Source organism: Microbacterium sp. SW12, from assembly GCF_055391095.1.
Map to the genome: position 1 here is coordinate 2,825,607 of NZ_AP024335.1, position 14,322 is coordinate 2,839,928.

Sequence of the window (14,322 nt, forward strand, 5' to 3'; positions counted from 1 at the left end):
CAGCCTGTCAGGCCGTTGCGCCGACAGGAACCTTCTCTTCTTCGACCTCGGCGTCGGCCGTGGGGGCTGCGACGGGGTTGGTGATGACGAGGTGACCGACAGCCGTGTTCGAGGCGGGTACGTGGTAGAACCGGTGGTTCACCTCGGGAGCGCCGCCACCGAACTGGTCGTCCATCGCGCCGCGGGCGATGAGCCACATGACCAGCTCGATGCCTTCCGAACCGGCCTCGTCGACGTAGTCGATGTGCGGCCATTCGGTCAGGCCCAGCGGGTCGGAGATCAGCATGTCAAGGAACGCGTTGTCCCATTCCTGGTTGATGAGCCCGGCGCGCGGGCCCTGGAGCTGGTGGCTCATGCCGCCGGTGCCCCAGATCTGCACGTTCAGCTCGGGGCCGTCCCACTTGTCGATGGCGCGGCGCAGTGCCTTGCCGAGCTCGTAGCAGCGGCGACCCGAGGGTACCGGGTACTGCACGACGTTGACCGCGAGCGGGATGACCTTGACCGGCCATTCCTCGACCTGGCCGTACACGAGCGAGAGCGGCACGGTGAGTCCGTGGTCGACGACCATCTCGTTCACGAGGGTCAGGTCGAAGTCATCCTGGATGACCGACTGTGCCAGGTGGGCAGCGAACTCCGGGTAACCCTTGACGTCGGGCACCGGGCGGGGGCCGTAGCCCTCGTCGGCGACGGGGTACTCAGCGCCCGTACCGAGCACGAACGTCGGGATCAGCGAGGAGTCGAAAGCCGTGGCGTGGTCGTTGTAGACCAGGATGACGACGTCTGGCGTGTTCTCCTTGGCCCACTTGCGGGTCCAGGTGTAGCCGTCGAAGACCTTCTTCCAGTACGGCTCTTCGGTCTTGCCGAGGTCCATCGCCGCGCCGATTGCCGGCACGTGAGAGGTGTACAAGGCCGAGGTGAGCTTGGCGGGAGCATCCGGCCGCATCGTCTCGGCCTTCTCGCCGGGCTGCGGCGGCGTCCAGCCATCGAGGTCCTTCATGCGGTTGCCCTCGGGGCGGCGGCCGCCCGAGATCATCATGTCGCGGTAGGCGGCCTCGCTCATGCCGGTCATGGAACCGGCCATCTGCTGGAAGCTCAGACCGTGGGTGGCTCCGAGCTTGGCGAGGAAGTAGATGTTGCCACCTTCTTCCATCGCGGCGTTGAGGTCGAGGTCGAGGATCGCCTGCCGCGCCTTGGGTGTCAGCTGCCATTCGTCGAGGTAGGCCTCACGGTCGGCGAGGTACCGTTCGCGGTTCTCCGGCTTCATGAACGACATGCAGAGCTGGTTGATCTGGTAGCCCTTGCGGGCCTGCTCGGCGTCGAAAATGATCGTGCCGGGAACGTTCTTGTAGGGCTTGTCGAGTGCCATAGTCAGTCTCCTTCTGGCCAGTAGAGTCGCCGCGGGTTGTCGACCAGCAGCTTCTGCTGCAACTCGGCGGTCGTGGCAATCTGGGGGATGTAATCGACCAGCAAGCCATCATCGGGCATGTGGTCCTTGAGGTTGGGGTGGGGCCAATCTGTTCCCCACAGCACGCGGTCGGGGAATTCCTCGACCACGCGTCGGGCAAACGGCACGACATCGGTGTAGGCGTGCTGTTCACCGTCGAGAGCTCGGGGGCCGGTGATGCTCAGCCGCTCCGGGCACGACACCTTGGTCCACACGTTCGGGTTCTCCCGCATGAAGCGCAGGAAGAGGTCGAACTCGGGACCGTCGGGATCCTTGCTGACGTCGGGCCGGCCCATGTGGTCGACGACGACGTCGGCGGGAATACTCGAGAAGAACTCGTAGAGATCTGGTAGGTCCTCGGCCTCGAAGTAGATGACGACGTGCCATCCCAGCGGCGCGATCTTCTCGACGATCTCCTGCAGCGAATCGGTCGGCACACGGTCGACCAGTCGCTTGACGAAGTTGAAGCGCACCCCGCGCACACCGGCAGCGTGCAGGTCGGCGAGGTCGGCATCCGTCACATCGCGGCGCACCGTGGCCACCCCGCGAGCGCGGCCTTCGCTGCGGCGCAGCGCGTCGACGAGAGCGCGGTTGTCGGCGCCGTGGCAGGTGGCCTGCACGATGACGTTCCGGTCGAATCCGAGCTGATCACGCAGCGCGAAGAGCTGGTCGGCTGAGGCGTCGCACGGTGTGTACTTGCGCTCCGGGGCGTACGGGAACTGCTCTCCGGGTCCGAACACGTGGCAGTGCGCGTCGACCGCGCCCTCGGGCACTCGGAATGTCGGCGTCGAGGGACCGTCGTACCAGTCCAGCCATCCGGGGGTCTTCTCGAACCCGCCGCTCGTGTCTCCGTGGGCCATCGTCAGTCCTCCACGTACTCGAGGCCGGCGGCGGCAAGCGGCTCACGCATGCCGTAGATATCCAGGCCCAGCACGCCCTCGCGGAACTTCTGGCGCTTGGCCTCTTCGTTGTCTTCGCGCTTCTGGCTGGCATCGGCCACTGCGCCGACGAGCTCGCGAGGCACGACCACGACACCGTCGACATCCGCGACCACGACATCGCCGGGGTGGACCAGGGCGTTCGCGACGACGACATCGACGTTGACGGAGCCGAGGGTCGCCTTGACGGTGCCCTTGGAGTTGATCGCGCGCGAGAAGACCGGGAAGTTCATCTTCTCGAGGTCGGCAACGTCGCGAACGCCGCCGTCGATGACCAGGCCCTTGCAACCCCGAGCGGTGAGGGAGGTGGCCAGGAGCTCGCCGAAGAAGCCGTCTTCACTCTCGGTCGTGCAGCCCGCGACGATCACGTCACCCTCCTGCACCTGCTCGGCAGCAACATGGAACATCCAGTTGTCACCGGGCTGCAGCAGCACTGTCACTGCCGGTCCGCACAGCTTCGCCCCGGTGTAGGCGGGACGGATGTAGGGGCGAAGCAGTCCGACGCGGCCCATCGCCTCATGGATCGTCGCGACACCGAACTGTGACAGGCGCGCGACATCGGCGGGGTCGGGCCGCTCGATCTTCGTGCGGACGATGCCGAGGTTGTTCAGTCGCATGATGGTCCTCTCACTTCCCCTGCGCCGCAAGTGCGCGATCCAGCCGCGGGTAGACCCGGCGGGCGTTGCCCTCGAAGACGAGCTCGCGTTCGGCATCCGTCAGGTTCGGGGTTGCGTCGACGTAGCGCTTGGTGTCGTCGAAGTAGTGGCCGGTGCGCGGGTCGATGTCGCGCACGGCCCCGATCATTTCGCTTGCGAACAGGATGTTCTCGGTCGGGATGACCTCAGTGAGCAGGTTGATGCCCGGCTGGTGGTAGACGCAGGTGTCGAAGAACACGTTGTTCAGCAGGTGCTCTTCGAGCTCGGGCTTGCCGAGGGCCATCGCGAGTCCCCGGAACCGGCCCCAGTGGTAGGGGACGGCGCCGCCACCGTGCGGGATGACGAACTTCAGGTCGGGGAAGTCGCGGAACAGATCCCCCTTGAGCAGCTGCATGAAGGCAGTCGTGTCGGCGCCGAGGTAGTGATCGCCGGTGGTGTGGAACTGCGACTTGCACGAGGTGCTCACATGGATCATCGCGGGGATCTCGTACTCGACGAGCTTCTCGTAGACGGGGTACCAGGAGCGGTCGGTGAGCGCGGGTGCAGTCCACAGGCCACCGGACGGGTCGGGGTTGAGGTTGATCTCGACCGCGCCGAGTTCTTCGACCGCACGCACGAGTTCCGGCACTGATGTGGCGGGGGCTTCTCCCGGCGATTGGGGGAGCATCGCGCCCATGATGAAGCGGTCGGGGAAGAGCTCACTGACCCGCGCGACGAGGTCGTTGCAGATGCGCGCCCAGGTCTGGCTGACCGCGAGGTCGCCGATGTGGTGGGCCATGAAGGATGCCCGCGGGCTGAAGACCGTGAGGTCGGAGCCACGCTCATTCATGAGCTTCAGCTGGTTGGCTTCTATGGTTTCGCGGATGTCGTCGTCGCTGATGTGCAACGCGGCGGGATCGGGGGCTTCGCCCTGGCCGTTCGCGAAGGCAATCTGCAGGTCACGCCACGCTCCGAGCTGGGCCGGTGCGGTGGTGTAGTGGCCGTGGATGTCGATGATCACCGAGTGTCGTCCTTGTCACTGGATTGGCGCTGTCACTGGCGCTGTCGCGAGGGGTGCTTGTTTCGAGAGTAAGTCGGGGCTTCGGTATGGTCCAATAGATTCCGGAGTCCCTCTCCATAGACGGAGTCGATGCATGGCCATCCCGGATCTGAACCAACTGCGCACCTTTGTCGTGCTCTACGAACTGCGCAGCCTCACGGCGACCGCGGAGTTCCTGCATGTCACGCAGCCCACGGTGAGCTACACGCTCGCGCGTCTGAGAGAGCGCTTCGGCGACGATCTGTTCCGGCGCGAGGGGCACGTCATGGTGCCCACGACCCGCGCGACCCAGCTGTTCGGCCCGCTGCACGAAGCACTCGCGCAGATCGAGTCGACGGTGAGCGAGACGGCATCCTTTGATCCGTCGGCATTCACCGGAGAGCTCTCCCTCGGGCTGACCTCGATCGGTGAGCAGACGTTCCTGCCGCCGATCATGGCGGCCCTCGCGCGCGAGCGATCGACCGCGCGCCTCGCGGTGAAGCGGTTGGATGCCGACGAGGTGGAGGAAGAGCTCGTGCGGGGACACCTCGACCTCGCCATCACCGTCGCACTCATGGATGCCGCGCGCCTCTGGCGCACGCCGGTGCGCGCTGTGGAGTACGTGGCGCTCACCTCGCGACGGCATCCGTTGCCCCCACCGGGGCCTGACATGTTCGACGGACGCGGGTTCGTGCGCGTGTCATCCCGCGGCGGCCACACCTACCCGCTACAGCTGCTGCTCGAGCACGGACTCATGCCGCAGGTCGCGCTGACTGTCGAGGAGTACGGCACGCTCCCGGCGGTGCTGCAAGACACCGATCTGGTGACGTTCTTGCCCCGTCACGTTGCTGAAGTGTTCTGCGGCTGGTTCCCGGCGCTCCGCATCGCGGACCTGCCCTGGCCGGGCCAGAGCACCCCGGTAGCGATCTTCACACGGCGCGAGTCGAGCCTCACACCGGCACAGCGCTGGTTCCGACGGCTCGTCCACGGCGCGGTCGTCGAGCCCGGCACCGAGATCTAGCCCGGCCCTCCGTTCAGTCGCGCCTTGATGCGGGTTCACCCGGCGCAGACCCACACTTAGGCGCGACCGAAAGCAAGCCCCTTTGTTTCAGCTGCGTCGGGTGCGGTTCCAGCTCGCTTTGGCGGGTGCGAACGGGCTGCGGACGTGGATCGACCACGTCGAATGTGGGTGAATCGACAGGATCGCCTTCTCCCACCAGGTCCGCGCCTCTTCGGGAAGCGCGGGAAGGATGACGTCCTTGTCGGCTTCGTCGTCGGGGTAGGGCCGCAGTGCCTTCCAGACCAGCTGCACCTCGGGCGCGCCGGTGGGAATGTCATCGATGTCGAGGACTGCCTTCTCCCACGGGAGCTGTAGGCGAGGATCGCGCCGGTAGACCCAGCGGTCAGCGGTTCCGTCTTCGAGGTTGATCTGCAGGACCCAGGCATCCATCGCCGCGTCGAAGATCCAGGCCGACGGAATGTCGGCACCGTCGGGCAGGTCGGACCACCGGACGAGCTCGTCGCCGATCCGCGCCCAGCAGCTCATCCCGTCGGGGAGCGAGCCGACGAGGTCATCGAGCTGGGTGTACACCGTGCTGATCGTGGTGCGGTCGCGCTCCCGCAGGGGTTCGCCGCGCCACTGGTCATAGGCGCTCCCGCCCGAGAGCCACCAGCGCGCCTCGGTGTCGGCGAGCAGGTCAGCGACGGATGCCGCGTCAAGCCGCGTCCATGGAGTGTCGAGGCTCGGCAGTGAGTCGGTCATGGTCCTATTGTGCTCCGCCACCGCGGCTCCCGCTCAGGAGGGCAGCGACCGCCGCTCAAGAGCGCAAGGACTCGGCGAACCCGCGCACGTGAGCGATGAGTTCCGTCGGCGTCGTGACCATCGGGAAGTGCCCCGTCGCGATCTCGACGACCTGCCATCCGGGCTCTTCGCGCACGAGGCGCCGCACCGGCTCGATCGTCGGATAGGCGGGATCCGTGCAGTCAATGAACAGGCGTGGGACCGCCTCGAGCAGGGCTGCGTCGTAGTCGAGCGGCTGCCGGTACATCCCGAACGGATGCGGCACGTGCCGGCGGTTCAGCCACGCTGCATCCTCGGGAGTGAGGTCGAAGCCTGATTCGGCGTTGGGCGCCGGGAGCGAGTTGTCGTTCTCTGCAGCTGCCGCCAGCCGCGCCGAGGCGACCTCGGGCGAATGGGCAACACCCCACCCGTCTCCGGGGCGCGGGAACATCGCGTCGACGTAGACCAGGCCCGAGAGCACGCCCGGATGCCGCTGCTGGAGTTCGACGGCGGCGCCCGTGATGACCATGCCGCCGTAGCTGTGCCCGACCAGCACGACGTTCTCGAGCTCTTCCATCTCGACCAGGCCGATGACATCGGCGATGTGCGTGTGCAGGTCGATGTCGGGTCGGCGCAGGTGTGCCCGCTCGCCGTCGCCGGTCAGGGTCACGGTGTGGACCTCGAACCCGGCATCCCGCAGCGGCGCCAGCACGCGCCGCCAGACCCAGCCGCCTCCCCAGGCGCCATGGACCAGAACAAGGGTGGGGGCGGATGACGACATGGGCGAACCTCTCAAGACAGTGCCGACGCGACGATGCGGGCGACGGGAGTCAGGGTATCGGGCACAGCACTGCCTTGCCGCCCGGAACCGCGGCCGTCACGAGGCGGGTGTCGAAGGTGGCCAGCAGCGCGTCGTGGGACGCAGCGAGGTGCAGCAGGTAGGTATCCGTTACCTGTGAGCTGGCGAGCAGTCGCTCGGTGTGAATCGACGTGTCGAGCAGGCTCACCGAATCAGCGAGAAAGACGTGGTCCTCTCGCGCGGTCAGGCTCGCGAGGCTCGCGAGCACGACAGGAACCGGCTGAGTGTTCGGATACTTCGGGTGACTGACCACCCGCACGACGCCGTTCTGCACGATCGGGCACGTGTGCCACGCGCCGTCGCCGTCCCGCACCACTCGCGCGGCGAACCAGGCGTGCGCGCGTTCGTGATGGACGTGCAACGGGTCGATCAGAGCGATGATCGCGTTGACGTCCAGCAGATGGCGCGTCACTGGTTGTCATCTCGCAGTGCGTTGACATCGTCAAGGGTCGCGCGACCCGCCGCAGGCGTGGTCGGCAGCAGAACGATGCCGTTGCGCTTGTCGAAGCGCCGGCGTTCGGTCAAAGTGGCGCGAGCGAGCTGCGAAACCGCCTCTCCGAGCGTGATTCCCCGGGCGTCGGCGAACTGCTTCGCCGCGGCGAGAACGTCGTCGTCGATCGTGAGGGTCGTGCGCATGCATCAAGCATCACGCATCACGCATCCGTCGTCAACGCACTTGCCCAGCTTCATCCTCGGCGCGGGCAAGAAGTCGGACCGTCGCGATTCGCCGTCGATCCAGCGACGTGACCTGCAGTGTCGCGCCAGGGATGTCGACGGTGTCGCCGACGACGGCGAGGCGGCCGAGCTGCTCGATGACATATCCGGCGATCGTGTCTGAGCTTCCGCGAGGCAACTCGATTCCGGTGCGCTCCTCGAACTCCTGAAGGTTCAACCGGCCGTCGATCGTGTCGCTTCCGACCACCACGGTCTCGGCGGTGTCGTACTCGTCGAAGATCTCACCCACGACCTCTTCGACAAGGTCTTCCAAAGTCACGATGCCGTCGGTTCCGCCGTACTCGTCGACGACGACCGCGATGTGGTGCCCGCGGGCACGCAGGCTCGTGAGTGTCGGCAGGACTCGAGCGGTAGCGGGTACGTACGGGATGTCGCGCACGAGACGCGCAACGGGCTTACCGGCGTCGTCGCTGGCGGCATCGAACAGGTCGCGCACGTGCACGAAGCCGACGATGTCGTCGATGGAGGTGTCGGCGACGGGGTAGCGGGAGTAGGGCAGGTCGCGGATGCGCTCCACGGCCTCAGCCACCGTGATGCCGTCATCCAGAGCCACGACCTCGGGTCGCGGCCGCATGACCTCGCTCACCTGCCGGCCACGCAACGACAGCACGTCATCCAGGATGCGGCGCTCATCCTCGGGCAGGCCTTGATGGGACGTGACGATGTCACGGATCTCCTCATCGCTGAGCTCGTCGGCTGTCTTGTTCGGGTCGCCGCCGAGAAGCCGCACCAGCGCGTTCGTCGACACCGACAGCAGCCAGATGACCGGTCGCATCAGCACCGCGAACCCGTCGAGCACGGGAGCGACGGCATAGGCGAACTGTGCGTTGCGCTGGATCGCGAGGCGCTTGGGAACGAGTTCCCCGAGCACCAGCGAGAGGTATGCGATCATGAGCGTCAGCCCGATCGTCGCCATAGTCGCCGCGACCGGCTCCGCAAGTCCCATCTCCACGAGCAGCGGGGTGACGGAGGGGGCGATGGATGCCGCGCCATACGCGGCCGAGGCGAAGCCAGCGACCGTCACGCCGATCTGGACCGCGGAGAGGAACGTGTTCGGGTTCCGTGCGAGCGCGGCGACCTTCGCGCCGCGGCGCCCGCGTGCGGCGATCGCGTTGAGCTGGCTCTCGCGCAGAGTTACAAGCGCCATCTCGGTCGCGGCGAACACGCCGCCGATGAGCACGAACACCACGACCAGGGCGATGTTCCACCACAGGTCGGCCATCAGCGGGTCACCCCGTCGCGCGCGGTCCTGTTCTTGCCGCCCAGGGTCACCCGGGCGCCGGGTCTATCGCCGAGCGCGTCGGTGCCGGATGCGTTCACGAGCGGTCCCGGGCGTCGCTGCGCGCCTCGGAGATCGCGTCGGCTGCGGCATCCGCATCGTCCGCCTTCTCGGCGATAGCGCTGGCGCGACGGTCCTTGCGGGTCTTCGCGAGGCTCGCGACCGTGGCCACAGCGATCGTGCCCGCGATGAACAGGAGCGAGACCCAGATCGGGATCTCGGGGATCACCGTGATCGGCTCGCCGCCGTTCAGGAACGGCAACTCGTTCTTGTGCAGGGCGTGGATGAGGAGCTTGACGCCGATGAAGGCGAGGATGACCGCGAGCCCCTGGGCGAGGTAAACGAGGCGCTCGAGGAGACCGCCGATCAGGAAGTAGAGCTGGCGCAGGCCCATCAGGGCAAAGGCGTTCGCGGTGAAAACGATGTAGGCCTCTTGCGTGAGCCCATAGATCGCGGGAATCGAGTCGACGGCGAAGATGAGGTCGATGAACCCGATGGCGATGATGACGAGCAGCATCGGGGTGACGAAGCGGCGTCCGTCTTTCTTCACCGTCAGCCTGTCGCCGTTGTACTCGTTGCTCACGGGCAGGATGCGTCGCATGAAGCGCATGAACCGGCCATTGGCTGGGTCGGACTCACCGTGGGTGAACGCTTGGCGGTAGGCGAGGTAGAGGAGCAGCGCGCCGAAGACCCAGAAGATCCACGAGAAGTTCTCGATGAGCGCGGCGCCCACCGCGATGAAGATCCCGCGCATGATGAGCGCGATGACGATGCCGATCATCAGCACTTTCTGCTGGTAGATCTTCGGCACCGCGAAGCCGGTCATGACGATGAGGAAGACGAACAGGTTATCGACTGACAGAGCCTTCTCGGTGAGGTAGCCGGCGAAGTACTCGCCGCCGAAGTCCCAGCCCGAGACGAGGCCGATGCCGACACCGAACAGCAACGCGAGGCCGATGTAGAAGGCCGACCAGCGAGCGGATTCGCCCAGGGTCGGTTCGTGGGGCTTTCGCACGTGCGCGTAGAACTCGTACACGAAGAACGCGATGGTGACCGCGATCGTGATGAGCCAGACCGTCAGGGTGACGTTCACAAGGGACTCCTGCCTTGGCGTTGATGATCAGATCTACGCCAAGGTCTTCTCCATCCCCGTCGCCGAGAACCGGTGACCCGGGACGCGAGAGCGTCCGTAATGACGAGCCGACCGTGGTGGAGTACTCCCCTTGGTTACGCGCGACGATACCGGAATCGCAGTTCCTGTCTCTGGGAAGGGGCTGGGAGCTGGGGTTTTCGACGTAGCCGCCCCGATGGCGCTCCCGGCTGCGAGGATGGCACGATGAGCGATTCGCGCGAAGCACGGGCAGAGCAGCGGCGCCAGGACGGCCCCAATGACGAGGCCGTCGAGGAAGAGATCGAGATCGAGTTTGAAGAGGTCGTCGGCGAGGGTGCCGAGCGGCTCCACCGTACCCTTCGCGCGACTCTGGTCACGGGCTTTCTGGGCGGTGTCGAAGTCGGCATCGGGGTGCTGGTCTACCTCGGCATCCTGTACCAGACGGGTGATCAGCTTCTCGCGGGCCTCGGATTCAGCATCGGTCTGATCGCGCTCCTGCTCGCCCACAGCGAGCTGTTCACCGAGAACTTCCTGCTGCCGATCGCCGCGCTCGTGGCGCGGGAAGGCACATGGCTCGACCTGGCCAAGCTCTGGGGAGGCACGCTGCTATCCAATCTGCTCGGCGGCTGGCTGATCATGGCGATCATCGTTCTCGCCTTTCCTGACTGGCACCCGGTCCTCGCCGAGACCGCCGAACACTTCATCGAGGCGCCTCTCACCCTCGAGTTTGCGGCCCTCGCAATTCTCGGCGGTGCCGTCATCACTCTTATGACGCGGATGCAGACGGGCACCGAATCCGTGCCCGCGAAGATCGCGGCGGCCGTGGCAGGCGGCTTCGTCCTCGCCGGCTTTCAGCTGTTCCACTCGATCCTCGACTCGCTGTTCGCCTTCGGAGCGATCATCAGCGGAGCACCGATCACGTACCTCGACTGGCTGCTCTGGTTCCTGCCGGTTCTCCTCCTGAACCTGGCTGGCGGCGTCTTGCTCGTCACGCTCCTGCGCATCGTGCGGACCGGCGAGCTGTTCGAGCTCCGGCGGCGCAAGAACGCCGGCCGCGCTTAGCACCTGGCGCTAGTTACGAGCGGTGGTCAACGACGCATCCGCCGACGACGCGGGCGTATCGAGGGAAGACGCCCGAGCAGCCGCCGACGCTGCTCGGGGACGACGACCGGGACAGGAGCAGTCACGATCGCATCAACCGCCAGTGATCCGTTTGTCGGTCCGACGATCGGGATGGGCGTGGTCGGGGTCGGTGCGAGCGGCGAGACCGGCATCCGCAGGAGTGCGCGCCGTGCGTAAAGGTACGCGGGCACGAGCACGAGCGTGGCACCGATCCAGGCGAGCGGGTTGCTCCAGACGATGCCGATGAACCCGAACATCGCGCCCAGCACGATCGCTGCGCCCACGCGCATGACGAGTTCGACGATCCCCGTGATGGTCGGGATCAGGGCGTGGCCCAGGCCCTGCAAGGCGCCGCGGAGCACGAACAGGATGCCGAGCGCGGCATAGCTGAAGGCGTTGACGACGAGCATCGTGGCGGCCATCGAGACGACGTTCTCGACCCCGCGGCCCACGAAGAGCTCGATGATCTGCCTCCCGAAGGCGACGAGCGCCACGCCGAGCACGACAGACGCGATCGTCGAGATCACCAGAGATTGCCTGACGCCGCGTAGGATGCGATCCGGTCGCCGAGCGCCGAAGTTCTGGGCGACGTACATCGACACGGCGAGACCTAGCGACTGGAGAAGAGCCACCGCGAGGCCATCGACCCGCGAGGCAGCGGTGTAGGCGGCGACTTCGGCGGTGCCCAGCTCGTTCAGGCGCACCTGCACCGTCAGGGTGCCGATCGCGATGATCGACGCCTGGAAGCCCATCGGCAAACCGAGCCGCAGGTGGTTGAGCACCTCCGCGCGGCGAAGTCGCCAGTCGGCGCGGTGCACATGCAGAGCAGGAGCCCGCCGGCGCACGTAGTCCAGGCACCAGATCACTGAGAGAGCCTGGGCGATGACGGTGGATGCCGCGGCTCCGGCGACTCCCCACTGGAGGGGTCCGACGGTGACGATGACGAAGGCGACGTTGAGCGCGCACGCGATGCTCAGGAACACCAGGGGCGTGCGGGAATCGCCGATCGCCCGGATGATCGCCGAGAGGTAGTTGAAGAACATGATCGCGCCCGACCCGAGGAAGCTCACCTGCGCGAACACCGTTGCTTGCGGAATCAGAGCGGGGGGCGTCTGCATCAGCACGAGGAGCGGTTCGGCGACCAGTGGTGCGACAACGGTCAGGACAACGGATGCTGCCGCCGTGAGCACCGTCCCGACAGCTACGGACCGGCGCACTGCAGCGCCGTCGTGCGCGCCGAACGCCTGCGCCGTCGGGATCGCGAACCCCGTCGTCATGCCCCACGCAAAGCCGAGCAAGAGGAACAGCAGGCTGCCCGTCGCCCCGACCGCCGCGAGCGCGTCAACGCCGAGCTGGCGCCCGACAACGATCGCATCGACGAACTGGTAGAGCTGCTGCACCACGTTGCCGATGAGCAGCGGCACCGAAAAGAGAAGGATCACCCGCCACGGGTGCCCGGTGATCAGGCTGCGCGCCATTCGTGCCCTCGAGTCTTGCGTCGGAGATGGGGAAGACGGTGTCGTTGAGGGCACCGTTGCTCAGTTTATCGAATCGATTCGAGGCGAGGCAAGAGGGAGTCAGCGATCTGCGCCGCGAAACAATAGCGGGAAGCGATGGGCCAAGTTCTGCCCGGATACGTCAGAGCTACCGACTCGCAGCCGAAAGACCCCGGACCTATTGTAGGAACCGCTGGAAGATGTCCATGTGGCCCGTGTCGGGGATGGATTTACAGCGACAGATGGCCGCCGATTCGCCTCCACTCTCCGGCTTGAGTTGTCCATGAGACGACCGCGTGCCTCACTGACGCGGTGAGGGCAGCAGGCTGAGTCCGCTGTCGTCGACGACGAGCACGTCGCCCTCGTCGGTGATCGTGATGGCTTGGGCAGTGCCGTGTACGGTGCCGACCTCCTGCCATGACCCAGCCCCCGTGACGGTCCAGATCGTGTCGTTGGCATCAACGCCGACCAACCGCTGGCGGTCCGGGGAGGCTGCCATGAGGAACAGGTTGGGTGCGTCGGTGAGAGCCGCGAAGCTCTCACCGCGGTCCGTGCTGACCTGCGGGCCGTCAGGAGTGACCGCGATGATCCGACCGACTGCATCCACCTCCAGACCGAAGGCGAGCAGGGTGCTACCGGTGGGCGACCACGAGACACCGCCGTCCGTGCTGATGAGCACGGCGCCGTCTCCGGCGTCTTGCCCATAAAGGGTGCCGTCCGGGCCGGCGGTGAGGGCGTGGAAGTCTTTCTCTCCGGTGAACGCGACCGGCTCCCAGGTCTCGCCGCCGTCTTGGCTGCGGATGATGCCGAGGTTCCTCTCCCCCAGCTCGGCGGGTGTGTTGCGGCCGGGGTGGCCGGAAGCGATCAGATCCCCATTCAGCGCGGTGAGCCCCATCGCGTCGAAGTCGTTACCGCCGACACGAGGACCGATCTCGCCGTCCGCGGTGGCAGTGAAGATGCCTTCGTGGGTGCCGAGGAGGAACCCGTCCCCGTCAGGTGCGGGAACGATGGCGTGCACGTGGGCAACAACCTGGGCGTGTTCGGCACCGGTGGAGGGCGGTGCAGCAGCTGCACAGCCGGTGAGAGTCAGAGCAGAAAGCGCGACAAGACTCGTTGTCGCGCGAAGGGGCATGCGCATACGCACCCTTTCGAGTCCAGGGTGAGGACGCCCTCGGGTGGGGCGTCCTCACCGGGTGCGGTCAGAGCTGCGCGAGCAGCTCCTGCATGGTGGCGATCTCCGCGGTCTGCGTGTCGATGATGGTCTGCGCCATCGCGATCGCGTCCGGATTCTGCCCGTTATCGACTTCATCCTGCGCCATAGTGATGGCGCCTTCGTGGTGCATCGTCATCTGTTCGAGGAACAGCCGCGACGCCTCCGCTCCGGTAGCCGCTTCCAGCGCCGCCATGTCGTCGCCGCTCATCATGCCGCCGCCGTGGTCCATGCCTTCCATGGAGCCGGTGTCGCTATCGGCACCCCACTCTTCCAGCCATGATTGCAGCTGGTCGATCTCGGGCTGCTGGGCGGCTTTAATATCGGAGGCCAGGGTGAGGACACCCGGGTCGATGCCTTCCTTGTCCAGGACCATGTCCGACATCTCGACGGCCTGTTCGTGGTGCGGGATCATCATCTGCGCGAACATCACATCCGCGTCATTGAAGTCCGCCGTCGCGGCAGACGAGGAGGACGACGGGGCCGAGCTGCCGTGGTCCATGCCAGGCATGGACTCTGAGCCGGAGTCGCCGGCGCAGCCCGCGAGAGTGAGCGCAGCGGCGAGGGTGAGTGCGGCGGTTGCCGCGGTACGAATCTTCATCAGAGTTCTCCAATACAGGGGTACGTGAAGCAGCGCCGGTCAGGATGACGGGCGTGCGGGTGCAAGAGCCAGC

15 protein-coding genes are annotated in these 14,322 nt (G+C 66.3%); 2 read left to right on the forward strand and 13 right to left on the reverse strand.

Translation table 11 applies throughout. From position 1 onward, the window contains the following. Positions 1-7: 7 nt before the first annotated feature. From MICSW_RS14295 to MICSW_RS14310, 4 genes are read right to left on the reverse strand one after another with little or no spacing between them, the layout of a single operon-like run. Entirely contained in the window at positions 8-1,366 is a 1,359-nt protein-coding gene (locus tag MICSW_RS14295; RefSeq protein WP_228179408.1) for a protocatechuate 4,5-dioxygenase subunit alpha/beta, read from the reverse strand. Between the two features lie 2 nt (positions 1,367-1,368). Further along, positions 1,369-2,304 (reverse strand): amidohydrolase family protein, encoded by a 936-nt coding sequence (locus tag MICSW_RS14300; RefSeq protein WP_464496343.1) that lies wholly within the window; start codon positions 2,302-2,304, stop codon positions 1,369-1,371. A 2-nt stretch (positions 2,305-2,306) separates the two neighbouring features. Beyond that, positions 2,307-2,999 carry a 4-carboxy-4-hydroxy-2-oxoadipate aldolase/oxaloacetate decarboxylase gene (gene ligK / locus MICSW_RS14305; RefSeq protein WP_341578198.1) on the reverse strand — a complete coding sequence of 231 codons (693 nt, stop codon included), beginning with the start codon at positions 2,997-2,999 and terminating at the stop codon, positions 2,307-2,309. A 10-nt stretch (positions 3,000-3,009) separates the two neighbouring features. Then, positions 3,010-4,038: an amidohydrolase family protein gene (locus tag MICSW_RS14310; protein ID WP_464496344.1), complete on the reverse strand. Its 1,029-nt coding sequence runs from the start codon at positions 4,036-4,038 to the stop codon at positions 3,010-3,012. 133 nt (positions 4,039-4,171) lie between these two features. Here MICSW_RS14310 and MICSW_RS14315 point away from each other — a divergent pair, with 133 nt between their 5' ends. Next, positions 4,172-5,077: a LysR family transcriptional regulator gene (locus MICSW_RS14315; protein ID WP_228179412.1), complete on the forward strand. Its 906-nt coding sequence runs from the start codon at positions 4,172-4,174 to the stop codon at positions 5,075-5,077. Positions 5,078-5,164: 87 nt separating this feature from the next. Here the strand turns inward: MICSW_RS14315 and MICSW_RS14320 are convergent, their stop codons facing one another. The 6 genes from MICSW_RS14320 to MICSW_RS14345 form a co-directional block, all read right to left on the reverse strand. Next, the gene (locus MICSW_RS14320; RefSeq protein WP_464496345.1) at positions 5,165-5,818 is read right to left on the reverse strand and encodes a hypothetical protein; all 654 of its coding nucleotides are present in this window, start codon (positions 5,816-5,818) and stop codon (positions 5,165-5,167) included. Between the two features lie 55 nt (positions 5,819-5,873). Beyond that, positions 5,874-6,617, reverse strand: a complete 744-nt coding sequence (locus MICSW_RS14325) for an alpha/beta fold hydrolase (protein ID WP_228179414.1) — start codon at positions 6,615-6,617, stop codon at positions 5,874-5,876. A 49-nt stretch (positions 6,618-6,666) separates the two neighbouring features. Further along, positions 6,667-7,107 carry a TA system VapC family ribonuclease toxin gene (locus tag MICSW_RS14330; protein ID WP_228179415.1) on the reverse strand — a complete coding sequence of 147 codons (441 nt, stop codon included), beginning with the start codon at positions 7,105-7,107 and terminating at the stop codon, positions 6,667-6,669. Continuing rightward, positions 7,104-7,331, reverse strand: a complete 228-nt coding sequence (locus tag MICSW_RS14335) for a hypothetical protein (RefSeq protein ID WP_228179416.1) — start codon at positions 7,329-7,331, stop codon at positions 7,104-7,106. Before MICSW_RS14335 ends, MICSW_RS14330 begins: the two co-directional genes overlap by 4 nt. Positions 7,332-7,362: 31 nt before the next feature. Continuing rightward, positions 7,363-8,652 (reverse strand): hemolysin family protein, encoded by a 1,290-nt coding sequence (locus tag MICSW_RS14340; RefSeq protein ID WP_464496346.1) that lies wholly within the window; start codon positions 8,650-8,652, stop codon positions 7,363-7,365. Positions 8,653-8,746: 94 nt separating this feature from the next. Further along, positions 8,747-9,802, reverse strand: coding sequence for a TerC family protein (locus MICSW_RS14345; protein ID WP_292726269.1), 1,056 nt, complete (start codon positions 9,800-9,802; stop codon positions 8,747-8,749). A 243-nt stretch (positions 9,803-10,045) separates the two neighbouring features. On the opposite strand from MICSW_RS14345, the gene MICSW_RS14350 reads away from it, so the two are divergent. Continuing rightward, positions 10,046-10,882, forward strand: a complete 837-nt coding sequence (locus MICSW_RS14350; protein WP_228179419.1) for a formate/nitrite transporter family protein — start codon at positions 10,046-10,048, stop codon at positions 10,880-10,882. 26 nt (positions 10,883-10,908) lie between these two features. On the opposite strand, the gene MICSW_RS14355 is transcribed toward MICSW_RS14350, so the two are convergent. From MICSW_RS14355 to MICSW_RS14365, 3 genes are all read right to left on the reverse strand, one after another. Next, complete coding sequence (locus tag MICSW_RS14355; RefSeq protein WP_464496347.1) at positions 10,909-12,420, reverse strand: MATE family efflux transporter; 1,512 nt, start codon at positions 12,418-12,420, stop codon at positions 10,909-10,911. Between the two features lie 319 nt (positions 12,421-12,739). Further along, positions 12,740-13,576 carry a F510_1955 family glycosylhydrolase gene (locus MICSW_RS14360; protein WP_348681100.1) on the reverse strand — a complete coding sequence of 279 codons (837 nt, stop codon included), beginning with the start codon at positions 13,574-13,576 and terminating at the stop codon, positions 12,740-12,742. 61 nt (positions 13,577-13,637) lie between these two features. Next, positions 13,638-14,249 (reverse strand): DUF305 domain-containing protein, encoded by a 612-nt coding sequence (locus MICSW_RS14365; RefSeq protein ID WP_228179436.1) that lies wholly within the window; start codon positions 14,247-14,249, stop codon positions 13,638-13,640. Positions 14,250-14,322: the final 73 nt, after the last annotated feature.

Excerpts from the sequence above, each read along its gene's own strand:
- MICSW_RS14335 (WP_228179416.1), bottom strand. The coding sequence starts at position 7,331 with ATGCGCACGACCCTCACGATCGACGACGACGTTCTCGCCGCGGCGAAG.
- MICSW_RS14295 (WP_228179408.1), bottom strand. The coding sequence starts at position 1,366 with ATGGCACTCGACAAGCCCTACAAGAACGTTCCCGGCACGATCATTTTC.
- MICSW_RS14360 (WP_348681100.1), bottom strand. The coding sequence starts at position 13,576 with ATGCGCATGCCCCTTCGCGCGACAACGAGTCTTGTCGCGCTTTCTGCT.
- MICSW_RS14365 (WP_228179436.1), bottom strand. The coding sequence starts at position 14,249 with ATGAAGATTCGTACCGCGGCAACCGCCGCACTCACCCTCGCCGCTGCG.
- MICSW_RS14350 (WP_228179419.1), top strand. The coding sequence starts at position 10,046 with ATGAGCGATTCGCGCGAAGCACGGGCAGAGCAGCGGCGCCAGGACGGC.
- ligK (WP_341578198.1), bottom strand. The coding sequence starts at position 2,999 with ATGCGACTGAACAACCTCGGCATCGTCCGCACGAAGATCGAGCGGCCC.
- MICSW_RS14325 (WP_228179414.1), bottom strand. The coding sequence starts at position 6,617 with ATGTCGTCATCCGCCCCCACCCTTGTTCTGGTCCATGGCGCCTGGGGA.
- MICSW_RS14355 (WP_464496347.1), bottom strand. The coding sequence starts at position 12,420 with ATGGCGCGCAGCCTGATCACCGGGCACCCGTGGCGGGTGATCCTTCTC.
- MICSW_RS14315 (WP_228179412.1), top strand. The coding sequence starts at position 4,172 with ATGGCCATCCCGGATCTGAACCAACTGCGCACCTTTGTCGTGCTCTAC.
- MICSW_RS14300 (WP_464496343.1), bottom strand. The coding sequence starts at position 2,304 with ATGGCCCACGGAGACACGAGCGGCGGGTTCGAGAAGACCCCCGGATGG.
- MICSW_RS14320 (WP_464496345.1), bottom strand. The coding sequence starts at position 5,818 with ATGACCGACTCACTGCCGAGCCTCGACACTCCATGGACGCGGCTTGAC.
- MICSW_RS14340 (WP_464496346.1), bottom strand. The coding sequence starts at position 8,652 with ATGGCCGACCTGTGGTGGAACATCGCCCTGGTCGTGGTGTTCGTGCTC.